The sequence below is a fragment of the Ruegeria sp. BHSA191 genome, from assembly GCF_059613325.1.
In genome coordinates, this window is record NZ_JBXWSH010000020.1 from 32,252 (window position 1) to 55,966 (window position 23,715).

General features: G+C 64.1%; 23 protein-coding genes. 8 read left to right on the top strand and 15 right to left on the bottom strand.

What is annotated here, in order from left to right; translation table 11 throughout:
- Nucleotides 1-8 precede the first annotated feature (8 nt).
- Both rho and AC2FNS_RS16280 read right to left on the bottom strand, forming a co-directional pair.
- Entirely contained in the window at nucleotides 9-1,280 is a 1,272-nt protein-coding gene (rho, locus tag AC2FNS_RS16275; protein WP_496711024.1) for a transcription termination factor Rho, read from the bottom strand.
- A gap of 135 nt (nucleotides 1,281-1,415) precedes the next feature.
- Nucleotides 1,416-1,865 carry a CopD family protein gene (locus AC2FNS_RS16280; RefSeq protein WP_170342619.1) on the bottom strand — a complete coding sequence of 150 codons (450 nt, stop codon included), beginning with the start codon at nucleotides 1,863-1,865 and terminating at the stop codon, nucleotides 1,416-1,418.
- A 403-nt stretch (nucleotides 1,866-2,268) separates the two neighbouring features.
- Between AC2FNS_RS16280 and AC2FNS_RS16285 the strand changes: the two genes are divergently transcribed.
- Genes AC2FNS_RS16285 through dnaQ form a run of 4 tightly spaced genes read left to right on the top strand, consistent with a single transcriptional unit; the run spans nucleotide 2,269 to nucleotide 5,003 of the window.
- On the top strand, nucleotides 2,269-2,868 hold the full coding sequence (locus AC2FNS_RS16285; RefSeq protein ID WP_496711025.1) for a Maf family protein: 600 nt from the start codon (nucleotides 2,269-2,271) through the stop codon (nucleotides 2,866-2,868).
- On the top strand, nucleotides 2,865-3,698 hold the full coding sequence (locus tag AC2FNS_RS16290) for a shikimate dehydrogenase (RefSeq protein ID WP_496711026.1): 834 nt from the start codon (nucleotides 2,865-2,867) through the stop codon (nucleotides 3,696-3,698). Before AC2FNS_RS16285 ends, AC2FNS_RS16290 begins: the two co-directional genes overlap by 4 nt.
- Nucleotides 3,695-4,288 (top strand): dephospho-CoA kinase, encoded by a 594-nt coding sequence (gene coaE, locus AC2FNS_RS16295; RefSeq protein ID WP_496711027.1) that lies wholly within the window; start codon nucleotides 3,695-3,697, stop codon nucleotides 4,286-4,288. Before AC2FNS_RS16290 ends, coaE begins: the two co-directional genes overlap by 4 nt.
- Nucleotides 4,281-5,003 (top strand): DNA polymerase III subunit epsilon, encoded by a 723-nt coding sequence (dnaQ, locus tag AC2FNS_RS16300; protein WP_496681643.1) that lies wholly within the window; start codon nucleotides 4,281-4,283, stop codon nucleotides 5,001-5,003. Before coaE ends, dnaQ begins: the two co-directional genes overlap by 8 nt.
- Nucleotides 5,004-5,026: 23 nt before the next feature.
- Here dnaQ and secB read toward each other — a convergent pair whose 3' ends face one another.
- Both secB and AC2FNS_RS16310 read right to left on the bottom strand, forming a co-directional pair.
- On the bottom strand, nucleotides 5,027-5,527 hold the full coding sequence (gene secB, locus AC2FNS_RS16305; protein WP_496681644.1) for a protein-export chaperone SecB: 501 nt from the start codon (nucleotides 5,525-5,527) through the stop codon (nucleotides 5,027-5,029).
- A gap of 54 nt (nucleotides 5,528-5,581) precedes the next feature.
- Complete coding sequence (locus AC2FNS_RS16310) at nucleotides 5,582-6,073, bottom strand: FxsA family protein (protein WP_496681654.1); 492 nt, start codon at nucleotides 6,071-6,073, stop codon at nucleotides 5,582-5,584.
- A 108-nt stretch (nucleotides 6,074-6,181) separates the two neighbouring features.
- On the opposite strand from AC2FNS_RS16310, the gene AC2FNS_RS16315 reads away from it, so the two are divergent.
- From AC2FNS_RS16315 to AC2FNS_RS16325, 3 genes are read left to right on the top strand one after another with little or no spacing between them, the layout of a single operon-like run.
- Nucleotides 6,182-6,841: a Tim44/TimA family putative adaptor protein gene (locus AC2FNS_RS16315; protein ID WP_496687874.1), complete on the top strand. Its 660-nt coding sequence runs from the start codon at nucleotides 6,182-6,184 to the stop codon at nucleotides 6,839-6,841.
- Nucleotides 6,838-7,878, top strand: coding sequence for a murein transglycosylase A (gene mltA, locus AC2FNS_RS16320; protein WP_496711028.1), 1,041 nt, complete (start codon nucleotides 6,838-6,840; stop codon nucleotides 7,876-7,878). Before AC2FNS_RS16315 ends, mltA begins: the two co-directional genes overlap by 4 nt.
- Nucleotides 7,878-8,465 (top strand): Smr/MutS family protein, encoded by a 588-nt coding sequence (locus tag AC2FNS_RS16325; protein WP_496683663.1) that lies wholly within the window; start codon nucleotides 7,878-7,880, stop codon nucleotides 8,463-8,465. Before mltA ends, AC2FNS_RS16325 begins: the two co-directional genes overlap by 1 nt.
- On the opposite strand, the gene AC2FNS_RS16330 is transcribed toward AC2FNS_RS16325, so the two are convergent.
- From AC2FNS_RS16330 to hslV, 4 genes are all read right to left on the bottom strand, one after another.
- The gene (locus AC2FNS_RS16330; protein WP_496797667.1) at nucleotides 8,462-9,682 is read right to left on the bottom strand and encodes an MFS transporter; all 1,221 of its coding nucleotides are present in this window, start codon (nucleotides 9,680-9,682) and stop codon (nucleotides 8,462-8,464) included. The two genes, AC2FNS_RS16325 and AC2FNS_RS16330, sit on opposite strands and share 4 nt — an antisense overlap.
- A complete protein-coding gene (locus tag AC2FNS_RS16335) occupies nucleotides 9,679-10,776 on the bottom strand; it encodes an alpha/beta hydrolase (protein WP_496711030.1) in 1,098 nt (365 codons plus the stop codon). The genes AC2FNS_RS16330 and AC2FNS_RS16335 overlap by 4 nt, the downstream gene beginning before the upstream one ends.
- Nucleotides 10,777-10,878: 102 nt before the next feature.
- On the bottom strand, nucleotides 10,879-12,186 hold the full coding sequence (gene hslU, locus AC2FNS_RS16340; protein ID WP_496711031.1) for an ATP-dependent protease ATPase subunit HslU: 1,308 nt from the start codon (nucleotides 12,184-12,186) through the stop codon (nucleotides 10,879-10,881).
- Between the two features lie 68 nt (nucleotides 12,187-12,254).
- A complete protein-coding gene (gene hslV, locus AC2FNS_RS16345) occupies nucleotides 12,255-12,812 on the bottom strand; it encodes an ATP-dependent protease subunit HslV (RefSeq protein WP_149774117.1) in 558 nt (185 codons plus the stop codon).
- Between the two features lie 197 nt (nucleotides 12,813-13,009).
- On the opposite strand from hslV, the gene AC2FNS_RS16350 reads away from it, so the two are divergent.
- On the top strand, nucleotides 13,010-13,204 hold the full coding sequence (locus AC2FNS_RS16350; protein ID WP_496711032.1) for a DUF1127 domain-containing protein: 195 nt from the start codon (nucleotides 13,010-13,012) through the stop codon (nucleotides 13,202-13,204).
- 127 nt (nucleotides 13,205-13,331) lie between these two features.
- Here AC2FNS_RS16350 and trxA read toward each other — a convergent pair whose 3' ends face one another.
- The 7 genes from trxA to AC2FNS_RS16385 are packed head-to-tail and all read right to left on the bottom strand — an operon-like array spanning nucleotide 13,332 to nucleotide 23,693.
- Nucleotides 13,332-13,652, bottom strand: a complete 321-nt coding sequence (gene trxA / locus AC2FNS_RS16355) for a thioredoxin (RefSeq protein ID WP_490361043.1) — start codon at nucleotides 13,650-13,652, stop codon at nucleotides 13,332-13,334.
- A 60-nt stretch (nucleotides 13,653-13,712) separates the two neighbouring features.
- Nucleotides 13,713-17,072 carry a double-strand break repair helicase AddA gene (gene addA / locus AC2FNS_RS16360; protein ID WP_496711033.1) on the bottom strand — a complete coding sequence of 1,120 codons (3,360 nt, stop codon included), beginning with the start codon at nucleotides 17,070-17,072 and terminating at the stop codon, nucleotides 13,713-13,715.
- Nucleotides 17,069-19,996 (bottom strand): double-strand break repair protein AddB, encoded by a 2,928-nt coding sequence (gene addB, locus AC2FNS_RS16365; protein ID WP_496711034.1) that lies wholly within the window; start codon nucleotides 19,994-19,996, stop codon nucleotides 17,069-17,071. Before addB ends, addA begins: the two co-directional genes overlap by 4 nt.
- On the bottom strand, nucleotides 19,989-20,675 hold the full coding sequence (locus AC2FNS_RS16370; RefSeq protein WP_496711035.1) for a nucleotidyltransferase family protein: 687 nt from the start codon (nucleotides 20,673-20,675) through the stop codon (nucleotides 19,989-19,991). The genes addB and AC2FNS_RS16370 overlap by 8 nt, the downstream gene beginning before the upstream one ends.
- Complete coding sequence (locus AC2FNS_RS16375) at nucleotides 20,672-21,676, bottom strand: aminoglycoside phosphotransferase family protein (protein WP_496711036.1); 1,005 nt, start codon at nucleotides 21,674-21,676, stop codon at nucleotides 20,672-20,674. The genes AC2FNS_RS16370 and AC2FNS_RS16375 overlap by 4 nt, the downstream gene beginning before the upstream one ends.
- The gene (gene tsaE, locus AC2FNS_RS16380) at nucleotides 21,673-22,143 is read right to left on the bottom strand and encodes a tRNA (adenosine(37)-N6)-threonylcarbamoyltransferase complex ATPase subunit type 1 TsaE (RefSeq protein WP_496683638.1); all 471 of its coding nucleotides are present in this window, start codon (nucleotides 22,141-22,143) and stop codon (nucleotides 21,673-21,675) included. Before tsaE ends, AC2FNS_RS16375 begins: the two co-directional genes overlap by 4 nt.
- Nucleotides 22,144-22,184: 41 nt before the next feature.
- Entirely contained in the window at nucleotides 22,185-23,693 is a 1,509-nt protein-coding gene (locus tag AC2FNS_RS16385) for a PAS-domain containing protein (RefSeq protein ID WP_496711037.1), read from the bottom strand.
- Nucleotides 23,694-23,715 lie beyond the last annotated feature (22 nt).

Below are 23,715 nucleotides of genomic sequence, written 5' to 3' on the forward strand. Positions count from 1 at the left end.
AGACCGTATCAGGTGTTCATCGAATCGAAGAACTCGGCATTGGTCTTGGTCTGTTTCAGCTTGGACAGCAGGAACTCGATCGCGTCGGTGGTGCCCATCGGGTTGAGGATCCGACGCAGAACGAAGGTCTTCTGCAGATCGGTCTTGTTGACCAGCAGGTCTTCTTTCCGGGTGCCCGACTTGAGAATGTCGATGGCCGGGAAGACGCGCTTGTCGGCGATCTTGCGATCCAGAACGATTTCCGAGTTGCCGGTGCCCTTGAACTCTTCGAAGATCACTTCGTCCATGCGGCTGCCGGTGTCGATCAGCGCGGTGGCGATGATGGTCAGCGAACCGCCCTCTTCGATGTTCCGGGCCGCACCGAAGAACCGCTTGGGCCGCTGCAGCGCGTTGGCGTCCACACCGCCGGTCAGAACCTTGCCCGAGGACGGCACCACGGTGTTGAAGGCCCTACCAAGTCTTGTGATCGAGTCGAGAAGAATAACAACATCTCGTTTATGCTCGACCAGACGCTTGGCTTTTTCGATCACCATTTCCGACACGGCGACGTGGCGCGATGCCGGTTCGTCAAAGGTCGACGACACCACCTCGCCCTTCACCGAGCGCTGCATGTCGGTCACCTCTTCCGGGCGCTCGTCGATCAGCAGGACGATCAGGTAGCATTCGGGGTGGTTCTTTTCGATCGAGTGCGCGATGTTCTGCAGGATCACCGTCTTACCGGTCCGCGGTGGCGCCACGATCAGCGAACGCTGGCCCTTGCCGATCGGCGCGACCAAGTCGATCACACGGGCGGATTTGTCCTTGATGGTCGGATCTTCGATCTCCATCTTCAACCGCTCGTCCGGATAGAGCGGCGTCAGGTTGTCGAACAGGATCTTGTGCTTGGCCTTTTCCGGGTCTTCGAAGTTGATCTTGGTCACCTTCGTCAGCGCGAAATAGCGCTCATTCTCGTCCGGAGCCTTTATCTCGCCCTCAACCGTGTCACCAGTGCGCAGCGAATGCTGGCGGATCATGTCAGGCGAGACATAGATGTCGTCCGGGCCGGGCAGATAGTTCGCCTCGGGCGAGCGCAGAAAGCCGAAGCCGTCCTGCAGCACCTCAAGCACGCCGTCACCGCCCACGGTCCAACCCTCGTCCGCGCGTTCGCGCAGGATTTGGAACATCATCTCGCCCTTGCGCATGGTCGAGGCGTTTTCGATCTCGAGCTCTTCGGCCATGGCCAGAAGGTCTTTAGGGCTTTTCGCCTTCAGATCGGACAGATTCAGGGATTCGGTTGTCATGATTATACGGACCTTGGCCGCAAGGGTGCGGCACAGCATTGAATTTCAAACAGGAAGATGCGCCATCCGGTCGGATGGGTTACCTCTTACATAAGGCCAGCTGCCACCCGAGTCAAACCCGTGCGGGAATGGCCCTCAGAACTTCAGAATGACCGCCAGAACGATGATGACCATCAAAACGGTCGGAACTTCGTTCATCATGCGGTACTGGCGCCCTGTGAGCGTATTGCGGCCCTCGACGAAATCCTTGCGCCGAGCCATCAGCCAGTGATGGAACCAGGTCATACCGATCACCGCCGCGCCCTTGACCCAGGGCCAGGACCAGTCCCACCCGACGATGCCGGGAGTGAACACCATAATGAGGCCGCAGACCCAGGCCACGATCATCGCCGGCCGCATGATCACACGCAGCAGCTTTTCTTCCATTTCAAAGAAGATCTCGGGCGCGCCGTCGACGGCCTGCGCCTTTTCGACGTGATAGACGAACAGGCGCGGCAGATAGAACAAACCCGCCATCCACGAAATCACCGCCATAATGTGTAGCGATTTCACCCAAGGGTACAACGTGAAGAGAAGATCGGTCATTGGGTTTCCCGGCACTGGTCGGGCCCTCCCTAATAAAAAAAATAGAAAAGAGAAAGGATGATGGTTTTGTAGGGTGGGCAAAATCCGTGGATTATTGTTTTGTCTGCCGGTTTTCCCCAGGTGGATGACTGTATCCCGATTATCCGTGATTCTGTTGAAACAAAGTTTTCACAAGCAAACTCAATGATTTGAAATGAATCCGCCTAACCTTTTCTGGGGATAACTAAAGGGACATCTTTTGATAAACAGGAAATCCCAAGGTCCCGAGTTATCCTTGTCCCGACCGGACAGACTTCGGGCGACTCAGGGAAGTTTCGGGCCGAAATCGCGGGCTTGCGTGTCAACCGGAAAACCATACAAACCGTTCAAGACCAATGATCCACTTGCCCACGGGGTTTTCCACATGACTGTCCCCATCGTACTTGCCTCGGGGTCCGAGATCCGCGCGCAGCTGCTGCGGAACGCCGGGGTGCCGTTTTCCGTCCAAGTCGCCCGCGTGGACGAAGATACCGCGAAACGCGCGCTTTTGGCCGAGGGCGCGCCACCCCGCGACATCGCCGATGCTCTGGCCGAGCTTAAGGCGCGCAAGATCAGTGACAAGACGCCCGGCGCGATGGTTCTGGGCTGTGACCAGGTTCTGGATTTCGATGGACGTCTGTTGTCCAAGCCCGAAACGCCCGAAGACGCGCTGGCGCAGTTAAAGGCGATGCGCGGCAAGCGTCACATGCTGCTGTCGGCGGCGGTGATCTATCAGGACGGCGAACCGGTCTGGCGCCATGTCGGACGGGTACGGTTGCGGATGCGCGCCAGTTCGGATGCCTATCTGAAGGGCTATGTCGCGCGCAACTGGGACAGCATTCGCCATGCAGTCGGGGCCTACAAGCTGGAAGAAGAAGGCGTGCGCCTGTTCAGCAGCATTGACGGCGACTATTTTAACGTCTTGGGTATGCCCCTGCTGGAGCTGCTCAATTTTCTTGCGGTCCGAGGGGTGATCGAACAATGACCGACAACCGCATTCCACTGGCCGGAGTCATCGGACACCCGATTGCCCATTCCCGATCGCCCGCCCTGCATGGCTATTGGCTGAAGACCTATGGTTTGCCGGGCCATTATGTGCCGATGGATGTTGCGCCTGCCGATCTTGAAACGGTCCTGCGCAGCTTGCCCAAGGCCGGGTTCGTCGGGGCCAATGTCACCGTTCCGCACAAAGAGGCCGCGTTGCGCTTGGCGGATCATGTGTCGGACCGTGCCTCGGTGATCGGGGCGGCGAATACGCTGGTGTTCCGGGCCGATGGCTCGATCCACGCAGACAATACCGACGGGTACGGGTTCATGCAGAACCTTCGCGCGGGCGCGCCGGATTGGGTGCCGCAGGATGGCCCGGCTGTGGTGTTCGGCGCAGGTGGAGCCGCTCGGGCGGTGCTGCAGGCGCTGGTCGACGCCGGTGTACCCGAGATCTTGCTGACCAACCGCACGCAGTCGCGCGCTGATCACCTGAAAGAGGAATTCGGCCAGCGCATCACCGTGATTGATTGGGTCAAGGCCGGAAACGTGATCGAAAACGCCGAGCTGGTGGTGAACACCACGTCACTGGGCATGCAGGGCCAACCCGAACTGCGCGTCCCGCTGGACGGGTTGCAGCCGGGAACGGTGGTGACCGATCTGGTCTATGCACCGCTGAAGACCCGCCTTCTGGAACAGGCCGAGGCTGCGGGCTGTAGCATCGTCGATGGGCTGGGCATGTTGCTGCATCAGGCGGTGCCGGGGTTCGAGCGATGGTTCGGCCTCCGCCCCGAGGTCACGGAAGAAACCCGCGCAGCGGTTCTGGCATGAGCTTTGCGTTGGGTCTGACCGGATCGATCGGCATGGGCAAAAGCACCACCGCCGACCTGTTCGCGCAGGAAGGTTGCGCCGTGTGGGATGCCGACGCCGCGGTGCATCGGCTGTATGCGGTAGGCGGCGCGGCGGTCGCGCCGATCCGCGAGGCATTTCCCGACGCGATCGAGGATGGAGCCGTCAGCCGCGACGTCCTGAAACGGATCATCGGCGCCGATCCGACCGCATTGAAACGGATCGAATCCATCGTCCACCCACTGGTTGCCCGGGATCGGGAAATGTTTCGCCAGGCGGCCAAGTCAGACATCCTTGTCTTTGACATCCCGCTGCTTTTCGAAACCGGCGGCGATGCGCAGATGGATGCGGTGGCCTGCGTTTCAATCTCCCCAGACGAGCAGAAGCACCGCGTCATGGCGCGTGGTACGATGACCGAGGCGCAGTTCGAGCAAATCCGCGCCAAACAGATGCCGAATGACGAGAAATGCGCGCGGTCGGATTTCGTGATCGTCACCGACACTCTGGACCATGCCCGCGCACAGGTGCAGGATGTGGTCAGGCAGATCAGGGCAGGATTGGCAGATGCGTGAAATCGTATTGGATACGGAAACCACCGGATTCGATCCCGAAAGCGGCGACCGGATCGTCGAGATCGGCGCCATCGAGCTGTGGAACCACGTCGCCACGGGCGAGACCTATCACGTCTATATCAACCCAGAACGTTCGATGCCGGCCGAGGCCTTCGGTGTGCACGGTATCGGCCCCGACCTGCTGGAGCCGCCGCAAAAACCTGAACCGGGCCAGATCACCCTGAAGGACAAACCCGTTTTTGCCCAAATTGGGCAGGCCTTCCGCGATTTCGTGGGTGATGCGCGGCTGGTGATCCACAACGCCGCCTTCGACATGAAATTCCTCAATGCCGAGCTGGGATGGATGGGCCTGCCCCCGATCCCAATGGATCAGGCGCTGGATACACTGGCGATTGCGCGCAAGCGGTTTCCCGGCTCGCCCGCCTCGCTGGATGCGCTGTGCCGACGGTTCAACATCGACAACTCGAACCGCGTTCTGCACGGCGCGTTGCTCGACTCGGAAATCCTGGCCGAGGTCTATCTTGAGCTGATCGGCGGACGACAGCCCGATTTCGGCCTGTCCGCAGCCCGCTCGGAAACCAGCGGTGGCGGCGAGACCTGGCGCCCGGGCCCGCGGCCGACGCCCCTGCCCCCGCGGATCACCGCGGAGGAGCGCACCGCGCATGAAGCTTTCGTGAAGAAACTGGGCGACAACGCCCTGTGGACCCGCGCCTGACCCGGTCAGGCGCGGGGTCCGTATCAGGCTTCAGTCTTGTTGGCCTGCTCGGCCTGACGGCGCATCAGTTCGTTGCGATACAGCGCGACGAAATCGATATTGTCCAGGTTCACCGGCGGGAAGCCGCCATCGCGGGTGATGTCGCTGACGATCCGGCGCAGGAACGGGAACAGCATGCGCGGGCATTCGATCAGCAGGAACGGGTGCAGTTGGTCCTCCGGCACGCCCTCCACGTGGAACAGGCCGCAATAGTCGATTTCGCACAGGAACAGGACGTCCTCCATGCCCTTGGCCTTCGAGGTCAGCTTGAGCTTGATCGACACTTCGTACTGGTTTTCGACCGGGCGTTTTTTCGCATCCAGGTTCACCTGAACCGAGATTTCGGGCTGCACGTCGCCCGAAACGCCTTTCTGCGCCATCACGTTTTCAAACGACATGTCCCGGATGAACTGGCCCAGGACCCGCATTTTGACTTGCGGGTTGGCGGGGGCTTCGGTGTTGCCTGCGGCGGTGTCTTCGGTCATGGAACGGCTCCAAAAATGAAATTCGCCACTGCTTAGCAAGTTGGGCGCGGCACCTCAATGCCGGTGGGGGCCTTCTACCCATTTCGAAGGACGCGGCGGGTTCGAACGGGGGCGGACCTCGGTGAATTCGCCGTCGATGATGTCGCCCGGCGCGAACGGGCCCTCGTGCCGCGTGGCGCCGCCCATCTGAAACTGCGTGACTGTGACGCGCGATTTCAGCCAGCGGAACACGCCGGCCCTGACCGCCGGGATCAGCAGCGCAAATCCCACCGCATCGGTGAAGAACCCCGGCGTCAGCAGCAGCACACCCGAGACAAGGATCATCGCCCCGCTGGCCAGCGGCTCGGTCGGGTCGTCCAGTTCGGCAAAGCTGCGCTGCAGTTTCTCCAGCGCCATCCGGCCCTGGTTGCGCACCATCACGGTGCCCAGAACCGCCGTCAGCACCACGATCGCTAGCGTTGGCCACAGGCCGATCAGCCCGCCAACCTGGATGAACAGGGCGATTTCGACGATCGGCACCAACAAAAATGCCAAGAACAGGTACATTTGCGCTATCCTTTCCCATAGGCCGGGCTGTGGACTTGCCATCAACAGTCACCTACATAGTGACCAGAGGCCGCTTGTACAAAGTCTCGGTGCTGAAAAGAGGACGAAATGAATTCACCCCTAATCCAGCTTCTGGTGCTGGCTGGCATTGCCATCTTCCTGATCCTGCGCCTGAAAAGCGTGTTGGGCACGCGGGAAGGTTTCGAGAAACCGCCCGTGCCGCAGCAACCTGCCCCCAGCAAGTCGCGCCGGGATTTCGAGGTGATCGAGGGCGGCCCCGATCGCGACATCACCGATCATGTCCCCGAAGACAGCGAAATCGCCCAGACCCTGGCCGCGATGAAGCGGGTCGAACCCAGCTTCTCGGTTAGCGAGTTCCTGCAGGGCGCACGCGGCGCCTACGAAATGATCGTGATGGGATTCGAGCGCGGCAACCTGGACGAAATTCAGCCCTTCCTGGCCGAAGATGTTTTTGAAACCTTCGTGTCCGTCGTGGCCGATCGCGAAGACAAGGGCCTGACCATCGAGGCCGAGTTCATCGGCGTGCGCGAGATCGCGCTGGTGGACGCGCAGTTTGACAAGGACACCAACCGGGCCGAGATCACCGTGCGCTTTGTCGGTGAACTGACCTCGGTCGTGCGCGACCGCGACGGCAACATCGTCGAGGGCAACCCCAACACGATCAAGCGCCAGAAGGACAGCTGGACATTTGCCCGCGTCATGGGCGCGGACGATCCGAACTGGCTGCTTGTCGCCACCGACGCATGACGGGACGACTCCGGTCGCTGATTGTGGCGGCGATTCTGGCCGCCGCTCCCGCCGCCGGGGCCGAGACCACGCGGTCGATCCTGACCTTCGATGACCTGCACGGCTGGGCGGAAGACGATCATGCCGCGGCCCTGTCGGTATTCCTCGAGACCTGCGGCGATTTGGACGACCCCGACTGGCGGGCGCTGTGCGCCACCGCGCGCAGCCACAAGCCCGAGGCCGCGCGGGCCTTCTTCGAATTGTTCTTCCGCCCGGTTCTGATCAAGGACGGCAAGCCGCCCCTGTTCACCGGCTATTTCGAACCCGAACTCGATGGCGCGCGCCAGCGCACCGACCGGTTCCGCTTTCCGGTCTACCGGATGCCGCCCGAGGCCCGCGGTGACGGCCCCTGGTTGACCCGGCAAGAGCTGCTGACCGGCGATGTCATGCAGGGCCGCGGACTCGAGATCGCCTGGGTCGATGACCCGGTCGAGCTGTTCTTTCTGCAGATCCAGGGCTCAGGCCGGATCCGCCTGCCCGACGGGACCGCGTTACGGGTGGGGTATGGCGGCGCGAACGGCCACCCCTATCGCTCGATCGGGGTCGAGATGGTGCGGCGGGGCCTGCTGGGTGCGCATGAGGTCAGCGCCCGGATGATCCGCGCCTGGGTCCGCAAGAACCCCGAAGCCGGGGCCGAACTGCTGATGCACAACCCGTCCTACGTGTTCTTCCGCGAGGTTTCGCGCGTGGCGCCTGACCGGGGCCCGCTGGGTGCGATGAACCGGTCGATCACCGCAATGCGCAGCGTGGCGGTCGACCCGGCCTTTGTGCCGTTGGGTGCGCCGGTCTGGGTCGAGAAAGACGGGGCCGTGCCCCTGCGCCGCCTGATGATTGCGCAGGACACCGGTGCCGCGATCAAGGGCGCACAGCGGGCCGACATCTTTTTCGGCACGGGGGACGCCGCGGGCCAGGCGGCCGGGCGGCTGAAGGATCCGGGCCGGATGGTGGTGCTGCTGCCGATCCAGCGCGCCTATGCCATGTTGCCGGACGAATTCTGATGACCCGGCGCAAACTGACCGCTGACGAGATCGAACTGTGGCGCAAGGTGGCCCGCCAGACCGAACGGCTGCACCCGGAACTGCCGCAGTCGGTGCATCCGACCACCCTGCCCAAGCCCACGCCCAAGAAACCGCCCAAACCGCGGATCGAGCCGTTCCAGCTGGGTCAGAACCGACCTGCGCCCGCGCCGGACCATCGTCTGAAGCCTTCGGTGGCCGAGGGGCTGCGGGCTGCGCCCGTGCAGATGGACAGCAAGGCCTTCGCCCGGATGAAGCGCGGCAAGCTGAAACCCGAGGGCAAGCTGGACCTGCACGGCATGCGGGTCGACACGGCGCACCCGGCCCTGATCAGGTTCATCCTGTCGGCACAGGCCTCGGGAAAGCGGCTGGTTCTGGTCGTGACGGGCAAGGGCAAACACCGCGACGAGCCCGGCCCGATTCCGACTCCGCGCGGGGTGCTGCGCAATCAGGTGCCTCAATGGCTTGCGTTGCCGCCGCTGGCGCAGGCGGTGCTGCAGGTGGCGCCGGCCCATGTCAGCCATGGCGGCGAAGGGGCCTATTACGTCTACCTGCGCCGGATCCGCTAGAACAGCCGCTGCGCCCGGTGGATCCCGGCCCAAACCAGCGCGCTGGCCAGCATGAAAAACCCGGCGATCCATTGAAACTGGGTGGTCAACGAAACGCCCTTGTCGATCAGTGCCCCGGTCAGGCCCGGTCCGATGGCTGATCCCAGCACCATGACCGCAGCAGCCATGGCCTTGATCGCGCCGATGTGGCGGGTGCCGTAGAACTCGGCCCAGAAGGCCGCGGGCAGCGTGCTGTTGGCCCCAACCGACAGCGCCAGACACGCCAGTGCCACCACCGCGCCGGGGATTGTGTGCACGACGGAAAATAGGCCAAACCCGATCGCCAGCGGCAGTTGATAGAACGGCATCATCCGGGCGGTGCCCCACCTGTCCAGCGCCCAGCCCGAGGCGAACATCGCCAAAATCGACACCCCGGTATAGATCGGAAACAGCGCCACAAGCTGCAGATGCGCCCAACCCTTGATCTGCGCCAGATGAACCTGGTGAAAGAAAAAGGCGGTGATGAAGGCCGACGGCCCCAGAAGCGCCGGCGCCATGAACCAGAACAGCGGGGTCCGCAGGGTTTCGGACCGGGTCCAGTGACGGCCCGCCATCCCGGTGGCCGAATGCTGCTGCGCAAGGCTTTGGGGGGTGCGTTCGTTCCTGAGCATCCGCATCAAGGCGGGTACGCCCAACAGCGTCACGGCGGCCGAGGCGACCCACAGCAAGCGCCAGTCAATCAGCGCCATCGCGGCCACGAACAGCATCGGCAAAACCGCCTCGCCCACGGCAAAGCCCAGCGTCGCGATCGACAGCGCCTTCCCGCGCGAGGCGGTGAACCATCGGGTCATCGCCACCATTGCGATGTGGCTGCACATGCCCTGGCCGAACAGCCGCAACAAAAAGATCACAACCGGCAGCAGGACCACCCAGCGGTTGACCGCCATCGCCATCGCCGCCACGGCCAGGCCTCCCAGCACCGCAGCCCCCAGCGCGCGCACGCGGTAGCGGTCGGTCAGCCCTCCGGCCCAGATCATGACCCCGGCCGAAACCAGAGTACCCAGCGCATAGAGGCTGCCCCAGGCGCCGTGGCTCAGGCCGAACTCGGCCCGGATCTGGCCCGCGAAGATCGAGATGAAAAACGTCTGCCCGAAACTGGACAGAAAGGTCAGCAGTACCCCCGCACCCAGCCATGGCGCATTCCCGGCCAGAAAACGGCGCAGCCCCCGCCCAGTCACGGAGAACTGACCCGGACCTGCCCGGTTTCCGTCAGAACCACTTCGGTCGCGCCGTTGTCGTTTCGAACCGCCGGAGGAACCAGCAGGTCGATCCCTCCGTTGTCCTTGCCGAAAGTCCGGCTGACGCGGCGGAGCGCGCCCAGAATCGACAGCAGCGCCGGCGAGGTCGCGGCCACGAAATGCGAGGATTCGGCATCGCGGTTGAACACGGTCGTGTCGATGATGCTGATCGGGTATTCGGCGATCCGGTCGGTCGACCGGATATTGCCCAGCCGTTCACTCTTGGCGGTGCCGCGCAGCCGGGCCGAGATGCCTAGAATCCGGTCTTTCTTTGACACCATCACCAAGAACGGATCGGGCGGGTCCTGAATGCTGGCCATCTGCGACCGAAACACATCGACATCCAGGTCGGGCGAGATCAGCAGAACACCTTCCAGGTTGCGCCGTGACCAGCCGGGCTCGCGCAGCTCGGCCTGGCGCATCATCTCCATGGTCAGCGCGGCCCCCATCGAATGCGCCACGATCAGTATGCGCGGAACGCCGATGGATTTAAGCTTTGCCACCGTTTGCTGCAGCCCGTTGCGCGCAAACAGCATGCTGTCCAGATCATAGGCATAACCCGTGCCGCTGCCCCGGCTGGGCCAGGAATAGATCAGGGTCCGCCCCGGCAGCCCGATGTCATGGGCCAACTGGGCCGCACGAAACGCGGTTTCGGTCTGGGTGGCGTTGAAGCCGTGCACAAAAATCGTGACCTCCTGCGCGCCATTCAGCCGCGCCTTTAGGTCCCGCGGCCCGTCAAATTCTTTCAGCCCGGCCAGCACGAACTGTTTTGCGGGATCAGGGTCGGAATAGGAAAAATCAAGCGTTCCCGGCCGGTGGCTCGGCGGAATCGACACGGTCAGTTCCAGAAACCTCAGATCCTCGGCCCGCCCATAGCCATAGCTGCCGTCCGGTTCGCGCGCACGCGTGGTCGCGACAAAGACGGTCTGCGCAGTGCCAACCTCGAGCGCCTGCGGCAGGATCACCGAAACGGACCTGTCGACACAGGCACCCAATGTGGAGACCCAGACAAGAAAGATCAGAATGCGCAGCACGGAACGGGCCTCGGAACAAATGAACGGCCTACGCATAACGGAACCAGCGGCAGGGTCCAGAGACTTGGGTGGCGACAGACCGCCGATCTTCGGTGGGACCTGTTACAGAACGTAACGGCTGAGATCGGCGGATTTGGTCAATTCGCCCAAATTGTCATCCACGAATTGCGCGTCCACCACGATCTCGGCGCCGGCCTTGTCGGGGGCGGCAAAAGACAGGTCTTCGAACACGCGCTCCATGACCGTGTACAGTCGCCGGGCGCCGATATTCTCGACGCTGCGGTTCACCTCGGCCGCGATCCGGGCCAGCGCCGCGATGCCGTCATCGGTGAACGAGACAATCACGTCCTCGGTGCCCATCAGCGCGGTGTACTGGCGGGTCAGGGCGTTGTCGGTCTCGGTCAGGATACGCACGAAATCCTCTTCGGTCAGCGCGCGCAGCTCGACCCGGATCGGTAGCCGGCCCTGAAGTTCGGGCAGCAGGTCCGAGGGCTTGGCGATGTGGAAGGCACCCGACGCGATGAACAGGATATGGTCGGTCTTGACCGGGCCGTGCTTGGTGGACACGGTCGTGCCCTCGATCAGCGGCAGCAGGTCGCGCTGCACGCCTTCGCGGCTGACATCGGCACCGCGCGCATCGGCCCGGGCACAGACCTTGTCGATTTCGTCAAGGAAGACGATGCCGTTCTGCTCGACCGCTTCAAGCGCGGTCCGGGTGACGGTTTCGTCGTCCAGCAGCTTGTCGGCCTCTTCCCCGATCAGGATGTCATAGCTTTCGGCCACGGTCATCCGGCGCTTGACCGTCCGCCCACCAAAGGCCTTGCCGAAGATGTCGCCCAGATTCATCATGCCCATCTGGCTGCCGGGCTGGCCGGGTATGTCGAACATCGGCATGGGGTTGGAATGGTCGGCCACCTCAAGCTCGATCACCGTGTCGTCCAGCTCGCCCGATTTCAGCTTCTTGCGGAACATCTCGCGGGTGCTCTCGCGCGCGTCCGAGCCGGCGATGGCCTCGATCACCCGGTCCTCGGCGGCCTGGTGCGCCTTGGCCTTGACCTCTTCGCGCATGTATTCGCGGGTCTGGACGATCGCGGCGTCGGTCAGGTCGCGGATGATCTGTTCGACATCGCGGCCGACATAGCCGACTTCGGTGAACTTGGTTGCCTCGACCTTGATGAAGGGCGCGCGGGCCAGCTTGGCCAGGCGGCGGCTGATCTCGGTCTTGCCGACGCCGGTGGGGCCTATCATCAGGATGTTCTTGGGATAGACCTCGTCGCGGATGTCATCGGGCAGCTGCTTGCGCCGCCAGCGGTTGCGCAGGGCCACGGCCACGGCGCGCTTGGCATCCTTCTGGCCGATGATGAAGCGATCCAGCTCGCTGACGATTTCGCGCGGGGTCAGGTCGGTCATGTGCTTTCAAATCCCGTTGTTTCGCGGGCAACCTAAGCATGGGGTGCGGAAACACAAGGCGGAGCCCGTTATTTCGTGATCCGCTCCACGGTGAGGTTGCCGTTGGTGTAGACGCAAATATCGGCGGCGATCGCCATTGCGTCGCGGGCCACCTGTTCGGCGCTCTTGTCGCTGTCCATCATCGCCCGCGCCGCCGCCAAAGCGAAATTGCCGCCCGACCCGATCGCGGCCACGTCATGTTCGGGCTCCAGCACGTCGCCCGCGCCAGTGATCACGAACATGTCCGCCCCGTCGGTGACGATCAGCATCGCCTCGAGCTTTTGCAGATACTTGTCGGTGCGCCAGTCCTTGGCCAGCTCGACCGAGGCGCGGGCCAACTGGCCCGGTGTCGCCTCAAGCTTGGCCTCGAGCCGTTCCAGCAGGGTGAAGGCATCCGCCGTCGATCCGGCGAAGCCGGCGACGATCTCGAACCCGCCGGGCGACAGGCGGCGCACCTTGCGGGCGGTGCCCTTGATCACGGTCTGGCCCAAGCTGACCTGCCCGTCACCCGCAATGACGACCTCGCCGCCCTTCTTGACGCCGATGATCGTGGTGCCATGCCATCCGGGAAAGTCGTTCTCAGCCATACAAGCCTCCGTATCCGTTGCCGACCTATATGGGCCGGGCGGGCGATCCGCGCAACCCGTTCTCAAACTGCCTAAAAGATATGCAATCTATGCATCACGGGGTTGTCGGACCAGCAATTGTGAGTCGCCCCCGGCAGGACTAGATGGGGCCTGCAACCGACATTGGGTCGGCTGCTTCAGTTGAAGGAATGCGCAAAATGGCAACCACCGCAAACATCCATGCGCCGCTCGGAGCAGCTACCATCCTGCACGTAGTGGACGCTTTCATCCGCGTCTATGACTCGGTTGTTGAATGGAACACCGGCCGCAAGACCCGCAAACTGTTGTCGCGCCTGAGCGACGAACAGCTGGACGACATCGGCCTGACCCGCGCCGACATCGCCAAGATCTGAGCGGCACGCAAAGTTATCTCCCCAGAAAGGGCCGTCCGAAATTTCGGGCGGTCTTTTCTTTTGTCCGGTATGGCCGCAAAAAAGGCGCCCTTGGCGGGGCGCCTTATGTCCTTGGGATCCGGTGCGATCAGATCGATTCTTCGATCCAGCTTTGCAGGGCGGCCTTGGGCGCGGCGCCTGCGCGGTTTGAAACCACCTGACCATTCTTGAAGATGAACAGCGCCGGAATGCCGCGCACGCCCATGGCCGCGGCCGAGTTGGGGTTGCTGTCCACGTCGACCTTGGCGATCTTGATCTTGTCGCCGTATTCGGCCGCCAGCTCTTCCAGGGCGGGGCCGATCTGCTTGCAGGGGCCGCACCACTCGGCCCAGAAATCCACCACGACAGGGACGTCCGAGTTTTTGACTTCGGCGTCGAAGGTTTCGTCGGTTACGGCTACGGTCGACATATTCTGTCTCCTGAATGACATGCGCTTGGGAGTCGAACGTAGGTGTCCCCAAGAGGGAGGTCAAGATATCTGGGCACGCCCCAAGGCCTCCGTCACAAGATCGTGTGGCAGCCACATCAGACGCGCCCTTCGCGTCCACAGAATCGCGGTGCGGATCTCGCGACCGGGATAGATCTGCGACAGCGCTGCGGCATAGGCGCCCATCTGGCGCAGCAGGCCCTCGGGGCAGGTCTCGGCCCGATCGGGAACCGTAGCGTTCGATTTGAAATCAATGACTTGCACCACGTCATCCGTCACGATCAACCGATCGATCACCCCGTGGATCCGACGACCGTCCAGAGTGGCCGAGACGGGCACCTCGGCCAACGCGGCCGGGGCAAGGACGGGGGCCAGGTCCGGCGACGTCAGCACGCCCGACGCCTCGGCCAGAAGGTCGCGGCGGTCGCCGTCCTGCATATCGGGCAGAAGCCGGGCGCAGAGCTGATCCCACCGGTCGCGCGGTGCCTCGGCTAGATGTTCGAGCAGCAGGTGCAGGCGGGTGCCGCGCAGCTTGGCGGCCTCTTCCTCAAGCCCGGTCTCGCCCGGCAGGGCCTTGGCCCCGCCCAGATCGGACGGGCTGAGCGTTTCGGGATCGGGTATCGGCTCGGATGCGGGCCGGTGAAACAGGTCCGGTAGGATCTCCTGCGCCGGTTCCGGGGTCGGGCGATGGTCCAGTGGCAGACCCTCCCAATCGCCATGCGCCAGACGGCGGATGCCGGTGCCGGGGATCTCGGTGGCCCCTGCCCGGCCCATCGCCTCTTCGACCAGTTGGTACCAGCTGGACCCGTCCTTGCCCAGATCGCCGGCAGCCGCCACGATCAGCCATTTCTCGGCCCGGGTCAGCGCGACGTACAGCAAACGCAGCCGCTCGTTTTCCTCGCGTTGGCGCGCGTCTTCGCGGGCACGGGCAATCAGGTTCGGCGACAGGTCGGCGGGCACCTTCCACAGCGGCGTTCCGTCGGCGACCATGATCTCGGCATCGCGGGGCGGCTGCCGCTTGCCGGTGTCCGGCAGGATCACGACCGGCGCCTCCAATCCTTTCGAGCCATGTACCGTCATCACCCGGATCATGTCGCCCACGCCGGTCATCTGGCGCTTGATCTCCAGGTCATCGGTCTGCATCCAGACCAGGAAACCGGTAAGGCTGGGAATATCTGACCGCTCATAAGCCAGCGCCTGCGACAGCAGCGCGTTGATGCCGTCCTCGGCCTCTGCGCCCAAACGGCCCAACAGTTTGCGGCGGCCGTCATGGCGGGTCAGCACCCGTTCGATCAGGTCATAGGGGCGCAGAAAGTCCACCTGCCCGCGCAGATCGTTCAACACAGCCAGCGTTTCGGGAAAATCCCCGGCGCGTTGGCGCAGCGCCGCCCACAGGTACCTTTCCTGTCGGCGATGAGCGAGGTCGAACAGCATCTGCTCGGACCAGCCGAACAGCGGCGATTTCAGTACCGTGGCCAGCGACAGGTCATCCTCGGGCGTGGCAAGGAAACTCAGCAGTGCGGCCAAATCCTTGACCGCCAGTTCCGCACCCACCTTCAGCCGGTCGGCCCCCGCGATCGGCAGACCCTGGGCCTTGCAGGCGCGGATAATCTCGGCGAACAGGTCCGAGCGGCGCTGCACCAGGATCAGAAAATCCCCCGGCCGCACCTTCCGGCGCACGAATGTACCGCGCGTGGGGCCGTCTTCGGGGATGGTTTCGCCGGCGTCGATCATGGCCTTGATGCGCGCGGCGATCTGGTTGGCCAGGATCACCGTGTGATGCTGCGCCGCGGGCCGATCGACCGGGTCGGTCCAGTCGCCCTCGTCCGCGTCCTCGACCTTTTCCACCACGGGCCACAGATCGACCCGGCCCGGCAGATCGGCCTTGAAGGCGCGGTGCTGGGACTCTTTCTGAAACCCCGCCTCGGCGCGGTTTTCGAACAGGATATCGACCAGCGATAGGATGGCGCTGGAGGAGCGGAACGAATATTCCAGCGTCCAATCCCACAGTTTAGAGCCAGATTCCTGCAATTTCCGCCCAAACTCGGCTTGCATCCGGTCAAAGGCCTGCGGGTCGGCCCCCTGAAAGGAATAGATCGATTGTTTCTTGTCGCCGACCACGAAGATCGTCCGCTCGACCCCGGAACGCGCGCCCTCGCCGCTGGTGAATTCCTGTGCCAGTTTCTCGACCACATCCCATTGATCAGGGCTGGTGTCCTGCGCCTCGTCCACAAGGATGTGGTCGATCCCGCCATCCAGCCGGTACAGCACCCAAGCGGCCACCGCCGGGTCGTTCAGCAACAGGCGCGCGCGCAGGATCAGGTCGTCGAAATCCAACCAGCCGCGCAGTTGCTTGCGGCGCTCGTATTCCGGCAGGAACGCCGCCGCGAAGCGGTGCAGCACCATGGACTTGCGCGCGGCTGCCAGCGCCAGACGCCCTTCCCGCGCGGCCTCGACCCGCCGCATCAGCGACTCGAGCGGATCCATATGCCCTGCCAGGACCCCCTCGCGCAGCGCCTTGGTGGGAAAATTGCCGATCTTGGCGGTAAAGGGCTCTTTGGCGGATTTTCCGGTCAGGAACACGTCTTCCAGCACCGGCAACTGACGCAAGGCGGGTTCGGTGAAGCCCGACAGTTTCTCGGCCGCCTTGGCGTCGGTCTTGCCGCCGCCCGCCAGCGCCGGAAGGATCGACCGGATCAGTTCGACCTCGCCGCCCAGAAACACCTGCGCCAGCAGCGCGTCCTCGTCGAACCTCTCGGGCAGGCCAAAACGGGCCAGCAGGTCGGGCCATTGCAGCGCGGGCTTGAACAGGGTGCGCTTCTGGGCGATCGCGGCGGTCAGCTTGTCAAAGCCGGTATCGGTGATGTGGCGGGCCACATCCTCGATCAGGCGGGCCTGTGGGCCTTCGGCAAAATCCTCGACGATTTCCTCGCGCAGCAGGGCCGCGGCGCGGTCTTCCATTTCGGAAAACTGCGGGCTGACCCCGGCCTCCAGCGGGAACCGCCGCAGCAGCGAGGCGCAGAACGAGTGGATCGTCTGGATCTTCAACCCGCCCGGCGTTTCGATGGCACGCGCGAACAGGGTGCGGGCACGGGCCAGGCGGTCGGGGTCGATTACCCCTTCGACGCCCAGTTCGGTCAGTTGCCGCAGCAACGCCGCGTCGTCCAGCATCGCCCATTCGCCCAGCCGCTTGAACAGGCGGTTCTGCATCTCGCTGGCGGCGGCCTTGGTGTAGGTCAGGCACAGGATGTGCTGCGGCTGTACACCATCCAGCAGCAGCCGCGCCACGCGATCGGTCAGAACCCGCGTCTTGCCCGAGCCCGCATTGGCCGCCAGCCAGGTCGACGCATCGGGCCGCGCCGCCTGAACCTGCCGTTCGGTTGCTTCGTCGCGCGGCGTCATGTCAGATCCTCGGGCTTGGTTTCGGCGGTGCGGTCCCATTCGCCGAACCGCGCCAGGTGGTCATAGTCGCCCACGTCGCTGTCCTTGTGCATCATCCGGCGCGAAGAAAACCCCTGATCAGGCTCTAAATAGGCAGAAATCAGCTCTTTCAGCTCGGCCAGAACCTTGTCGGGCGGCTCTTTGTCCAAAGGTGCCGGGACCTCTTTGTAGGTGCCGCCCATACCGATGAACACGGCGCTGGCCACGGCCATCGGGTCAAAGCCGTCGATCCCGCCCTGCTCGGCCATCGCGGCCTCGATCAGCAGCTGTTTGTCGAACTTGGCCTGCTGCGGTTCCGAGGGCGGCGTGCCGGTCTTGTAGTCGATGATGGTCAGGGCGCCGCGGCTGTTGCGGTCGATTCGGTCGGCGCGGCCATTCAGAGTGAAACCAAGCGGTTCCAGCGTCAGGCGCATCTTGGCCTCGAACGCGATCGGGCCGCCGTCGCTGCGGCGGCTGATCTCGGCGCGCAGAAAGTCGTCTGCGATCCGCTCCAGCCGCGCCAGCCACAGTTTTCGGGCGGTAGGCCAGGCGACATGCTGATCCAGAAGCGCCTCGGCCCGTTTCAGGAAATTGTCGCGGGTCAGCAGCGCGCCGTCCAGCACGCTGTCCTTGACGAAATGTTCCAGGATCTCGTGGATCACGATACCGCGCAGCAGGGCGTCGGGCGCCTGCACCAGCGGGTCCAGCGGTTTCAGGCGCAGGACGTGCTTGGCATAAATCGCATAGGGGTCGCGGATCAGCTTCTTGATCTCGGTCACCGACAGGCGGCGCGGGCGCGCGGCCGCCGGCGGGCGCGGTGAAGGACGTGGTGCGGCGGCGATCCGGGGCGCCTGTTCCAGCATCTCGGACCAGAGCAGCCATGTCTTGCCCCGGTCGCGCATCTGTTCAAGCGCCGCGCGGCCGCCCTGATCCGGCAGGCCCTGCAACAGGTTGGTCAACCGGTTCAGCCAGCGTGACGGCACGGTTTCGGCATCATCCGAGCGCACCGCGCGGGTCAGCCAGACCTCAGGCGCGCCGATGGCCTGCTGGAAATCATGGGCCGACAGGCCGATGCGCCGTTCCGGCAGCAGCAGGCCGGCACGGTCGCGCATCTGGCGGTTCAACCAGGGGTCGGGCGTGGGGGCCTCGGGCCAGCTGCCCTCGTTCAGCCCGCCCAGAATCAGCAGGTCGGCACCCTGCACGCGCGCTTCGAGCGTGCCCCAGATCATGATCCGCGGGTGGGGGGCGTCGCGGTCGCGGACCTCTTGCCCGGCCAGCAGCGCACCCAACAGATCGGCGAAATCCAGCGCCGTCATCTCGCCGCCGTGCTCGGCCTCGTCCGCAAGGCCCGAGATCACCGCCAGAGCCGCTTGGCCTGCATTCTTGTCCCACAGCTCGCCCGCGCCGGCGGTTCCGGCGCCAGCAATCGCTTCGGCCAGATCGCGCAGGCGCTGCACCCAGTCGGTGAGCGGCAGGGTGCCGCTGATCTGCTGGTCGCAGAAATTGCGGATCAGCCACTGGGCCCACGCATCGGGTACTTCTTTTTCGACGGCAAAGCCGGTCAGGCCGTCGCGGTCGGGGAAGGGCGGGCCATTGCGGCGCAGGTGCAGTTCTAGATCGCGGCTGTGCAGCAGATGGGCACCGCGGTCGCCCGCGCTGTGGCACAAGGGGTGTTTCAGCAAGGTCAGCAGCGCCTCGGCATCCAGACGGCGCGCGAACAGCCCGGCCACATGACGCAGGAACCGGCCCGGCGGCGACAGTTGCAGCGGCAGGCCGGCACTGTCGTCGGGCAGGATGTTCCAGCGGTCCAGAGCAGCGCTGACCTGGCGGGTCAGCATCCGGTCGGGGGTGATCAGGGCAGCAGTCTGTCCGGTCTCGGCCGCCTGCCGCAGGCGCAGGGCGATGGCCAGCGCCTCGGCCCGCGGCGATTGCGCCTCGACAAGGGTGATGTCGCGCGTCGCGGCATCAAGATCGCGCAGCCGCGGGCCTTCGCTCATCCAGGCATCGGTAATCGGGGCCGGACGCAACGCCAATGAAACCAGACGGTTGCGCGCGGGCGAGGGGGGCTGGTCCGGGGTCCAGGCTGCGATCTGATCCGGCTCCAAGCCCAGTTCTGTCATAAGCTTGCGGAACCGGTATTGCGGGTGATCTTCCGAGGTCATTGTCGAATCCAACCGCTCCCAGACATGGGCGGGCTGGTCGAAATCGTACCCGGGCAGGATCAGCGCCCCCTGCGGCAGCCGCGCCACCGCTTGCATCAGCATCAGCGTGGTCCCGCGCGAGCCGGTGGACCCGGCCAGGATCACCGGGTGTTGCGGCGGCGCGTCCTGCCAGCGGGCGATCAGGTTTTCGACCACGCGGCGTTGGCGGGCCTGCACGTCCAGGCTGCCATCCTCGGTCTTCAGGAACTGGTCGGCGATGCCGATGAAGGCCTGCGCCCGTGCCCAATGGCCCGACAGGTCGGTCACGTCCAGCTGCCGGATCGCCTCGGGCGAGACGCCTTCGCCCTGCATCTCTTCGATCAGGGCGGCGAGGCTGTCGGACAGGTCGAACAGCGACGACCGCGCGGCCAGGTCCGGTTGCTGGTCGAGCAGGCGGGACACCAGTTGCGTCAGTTCCAGCCGTCGCCGCAAGGGCGGCACGGCGGGCGGCACCTGATCCAGATCGACGCTTTCGCCCAGATCAGTCACCAGCGAAATGCGGGGCAACAAGCAGGGCGGGCCCTGATCGAACAGCTCGCGCACGCGGCGGGCCATGCGGCGGGTGTTCAACACCAGTTGTACGCGGGCCAGTGCCTCGGGCGGGCGGCCGTCGCAGCGCGCCCGCAGCCCGCGCACCAGTGCCTGCGGAAAATCCGCGCCGGGCGGCACTGCAAAGACCCGGGGGGTGGCGGCGGGTTCAAACATCGGCCAGCATCTCCTCGGCCAGAGCGATGCCTTCGGGGCGGCCGACATCGCACCAGCGCCCGGGATACTGTAGCCCGTACAGCCGTCCATCGCGCTGCATCCGGTCCCACAAAACATTGAGCGAGAAAGCTTTTTCCGGAATGTCCACCAGACCGTCGGTCTTGAGGATCTGAATGCCGCCATAGACGTGACCCGGCCCGCGTGCAAGCCGGCCTTGGGGGTCGACCTTGAAGTCTCCGGGGCCTGCATGTCCGATCGTCTGTGCGATCGGCACGCAGATCAACAGCGCGTCCATCCGCGCTGGGTCCCAGGCCGCCTGCAGCAACTCCAAAGGGTTGGGCCCGGACCAGATCGCATCGGTATTCATCGTGAATACCGGCCCCGGACCCAGCAGTGGCAAGGCTGCCCGCAACCCGCCGCCGGTTTCCAGGATTTCCGGCTGTTCGTGTGACAGCAGAACACCACGCGGCGCCAAATGATCGGTCAGTTGATCGGCCATGTAGTGTAGGTTCGCGACCACACGGCGCGGCCTCACCGCATCCGTCAACTCCAGCGTATGGTCGATCAGCGGCCGTCCGGCCACCGGGATCAGCGGCTTGGGCCGGGTGCGGGTCAACGCGCCCATCCGGGTGCCGAAACCGGCGGCAAACAGCATCACGGCCTGCGGTCTTGCGGTCATGCGCCCCTCAGACGTGCCAGGTTTTCCGGGGTGGGTTCGGGCAGGGCCGAGCGCAGCAGGTCGGCCAGGGAAATCAACGCGGGATGTTCCAGATCGCGCATCAGATGCGCCCAGGTGGCCGGGATCAGATCGATGTAATGCGGCTTGCCATAGTCCATGGCCAGCCGGGCGAACACGCCGAGAATGCGCAGGTTCCGTTGGACGCCCAGAACGCTGTAGGCAGTGCGGAAGTCATGATCGTCCACGCCGGTGGACGCGATGTAGCGCTGGATCATCTGCATCTCGACTCCTGCCGGCACGGCGCGCCGGACATCCTGCAGCAGCGACACCAGATCATAGGCCGGATGGCACAGCATCGCGCATTGGAAATCCAGCAGGCCGACCCGGCGGACCCCATCGCGATCCTGCAGCCAGATCAGGTTCTCGGCGTGGTAGTCCCTGAGCGTCACCACCCGTGTGCCCGAAGTTTCCTGATGCAGGATGTCGGCAAAGCGGTGTTCGAACCGCGCCCGGGCGTCGGCATCGTGCCTGCCCAGAATTCCTTCCGCATATTTGGTGAAGGCCAGTGCCGACAGTTCGGTCATCAGGGATGGATCATAGCTGTCCAGCGCGGGCAAGGAGGCGGCGTGCAAATGCACCAGAACGTCGGTGGCGGCGTCGTACAACGCGCGCTCTTTCGCGGGCGCGCGTTCCAGCACCCGGGCGAACAGCTCATCACCGAAATCTTCCAGCAGCAGAAAGCCGTGCTCGGCATCCTCGGCCAGGATTTCAGGCGCACTCAGACCGATGGAATTCAGGTAGCGGGCGACCTTGACAAAGGGCCGGACGTCCTCGCCCTTGTCCGGGGGCGCATCCATCAATACAACCGTCCTTCCCGTGTCGGGATCGGTCAGCCGCTCGTAGCGGCGGTTGGACGCGTCGCCGGCCAGCGGTTGGCGTCGTGCTCCGGACCACGGGGTCCGCCCCAGGAACGCCTGGATCAGGTCTGCACGGTTGGTCATACGGAAAACTCCAGCTTGTCAGCCCATTTCGGATCGGACCAGGACAGTGTCAGATGTCGCGTTTCCTCGTGGGCCGCGTCGGTTTTAAACGTGACCAACAAGGCCGACTCCGGCCGCAGATCGCCCAGCTTTTCTGGCCATTCGACCAGACAGATCGCTGTGTCGAACGCCTCGGTCAGGCCCAGTTCGACGATCTCGTCGGCCGAGGTCAGGCGATACAGGTCGGAATGCCATATCTCTCCGGTGGCGCCGTCATAGACCTGAACTAGGGTGAAGGTCGGTGACGGAACATCCTCGGGGACCGGCAGGACCGACCGGATCAGGCTGCGGGCGAAATGGGTCTTGCCACTGCCTATGGGTCCGTCGAGCAGCACCACGTCGCCGGGGGCCAGCCGTTGGCCCAGTTCCGCCGCCAGGCGCGACGTCTTTTCGGGCGAGTCCAGGGTTATCGAAACAGGCGAATTCATGGCGCCACAATGGACGCGCCGCACCCCCGCTGCAACCCGGTTCAGGCCGGGATCTGCATCATTCCTCTGGCCGGGTTTTCAGCCGGTTCGACCGAGAAACGGACGATGGTCGCGCCGTTCTGGATCGGGGTCACCGTGCAGGATACGGGCGTCCCGTCCGACTTGCGGATTTCCGCGCTCCACTCGGCCCGGTCATTGCGCATTTCGATGAAGTCGCGAATTTCGCCCAGAACCGGAGTCGCCTGGCATTTTTCCTGCCAGCTGCGGATGAGGTCCAACACGGTGGCGGGCTGAAAACCCTCTTCGTCCGGGTCGTTCCAAAGCTGGTGATAAGCATGGTTGGTGAAGGCCAGAGTCCCGTCATCGGCGAAAACGGCGATCGCGTCGGCCAGCTTGTCGAAGACCGACTGCATCAGGTCCATCTCGGACCGGAAGCGCCGGGTCAGGGTGATCTCGGCGGTGATGTCCTCGAACAGAAAAGCAACGGCGCCGTCGGGATGCGGGCGGCCGCTGACCGAATAGACCGATCCCGACGGCAGCGACCAGGTTTCCTGATAGTTGCCGCCTTCGGCCGCTTCGAGCAGGTCGTTCATCTGGCTGCGCCAGCTTCGATAGTTCTTGGGTTCGGGCATCATGTGCTGGTCGCGCAGCCTGTCGAAAAAGCTGGAAAGGCTGGGGCGGCAGCTGAGAAAGTCGGGCGGCAGCGCCGTCAGGTCGATCAGTGCAGGGTTGAACAGCGCCAGCTGCCGGTTGCGGTCGAAGATCGCCAACCCGATCGACAACTGCGCGAAGGTCTTGGTCATGGTCTGGACGAATTTGCGCTGGGCGGTTTCGGCCTCGACGATCGCGTTTACGTCGACGGCATAGTGCAGCATGCCCTCGTCCAGTTCGATCTGCGTCAGATCGAACCACAGCCTGTTGTCGTTGCCCTTGACCGGAATGGAAACGCGGGTCTTCCGTCCGGGCCGGGTTTCACCCGCGAGATCGGGAAACATGGGGTCGGTCAGGTCAGTATCGGGCCCCCGCACCTTGCGGGCCAGCGTTACATACGCAGCGTTGCACCAGCTGACCCTGTTCGACCGGTTCAGAAGCCATACCGGATAGGGCGCCTTGTCCATGGCCAGGCGGATCGGGTCGCTGGGGTCGCGGCGAATGGGCTCGGGTGCACCGGCCCGGTCGCGCAGGCGCACCCGTACAATCCCGTCGATCCATTCGCACAGAACTTCTCGCTCGACCGTGCAGTCGATGGCAGACACCACCATGCTGCCCTGCTCGCGCACCAGTTCAGGAGACTCGGGAAAGGCGGGAAAGTCCCTCTGCAACAGGCGACTGAGATCGTTCCAGTCATTCACCGACTCGAATCCGGACAGGGCGATGTCGGAATGGCTGATCAGGCGATCGCCATCGAACAGAAACACCGCATCCAAAAGGGATTCGGGCGCCGACAGGCCAAAGCTGTCATCGCGGGGCCGGCGCCGCGGCAACAGCCACTGCAGCGCCAGGCTTGACGAGACCAGGCTGATCGCGGCCAGAATGATCCAGTCTGCCATATCCCGTGCACCCGAAAACCCA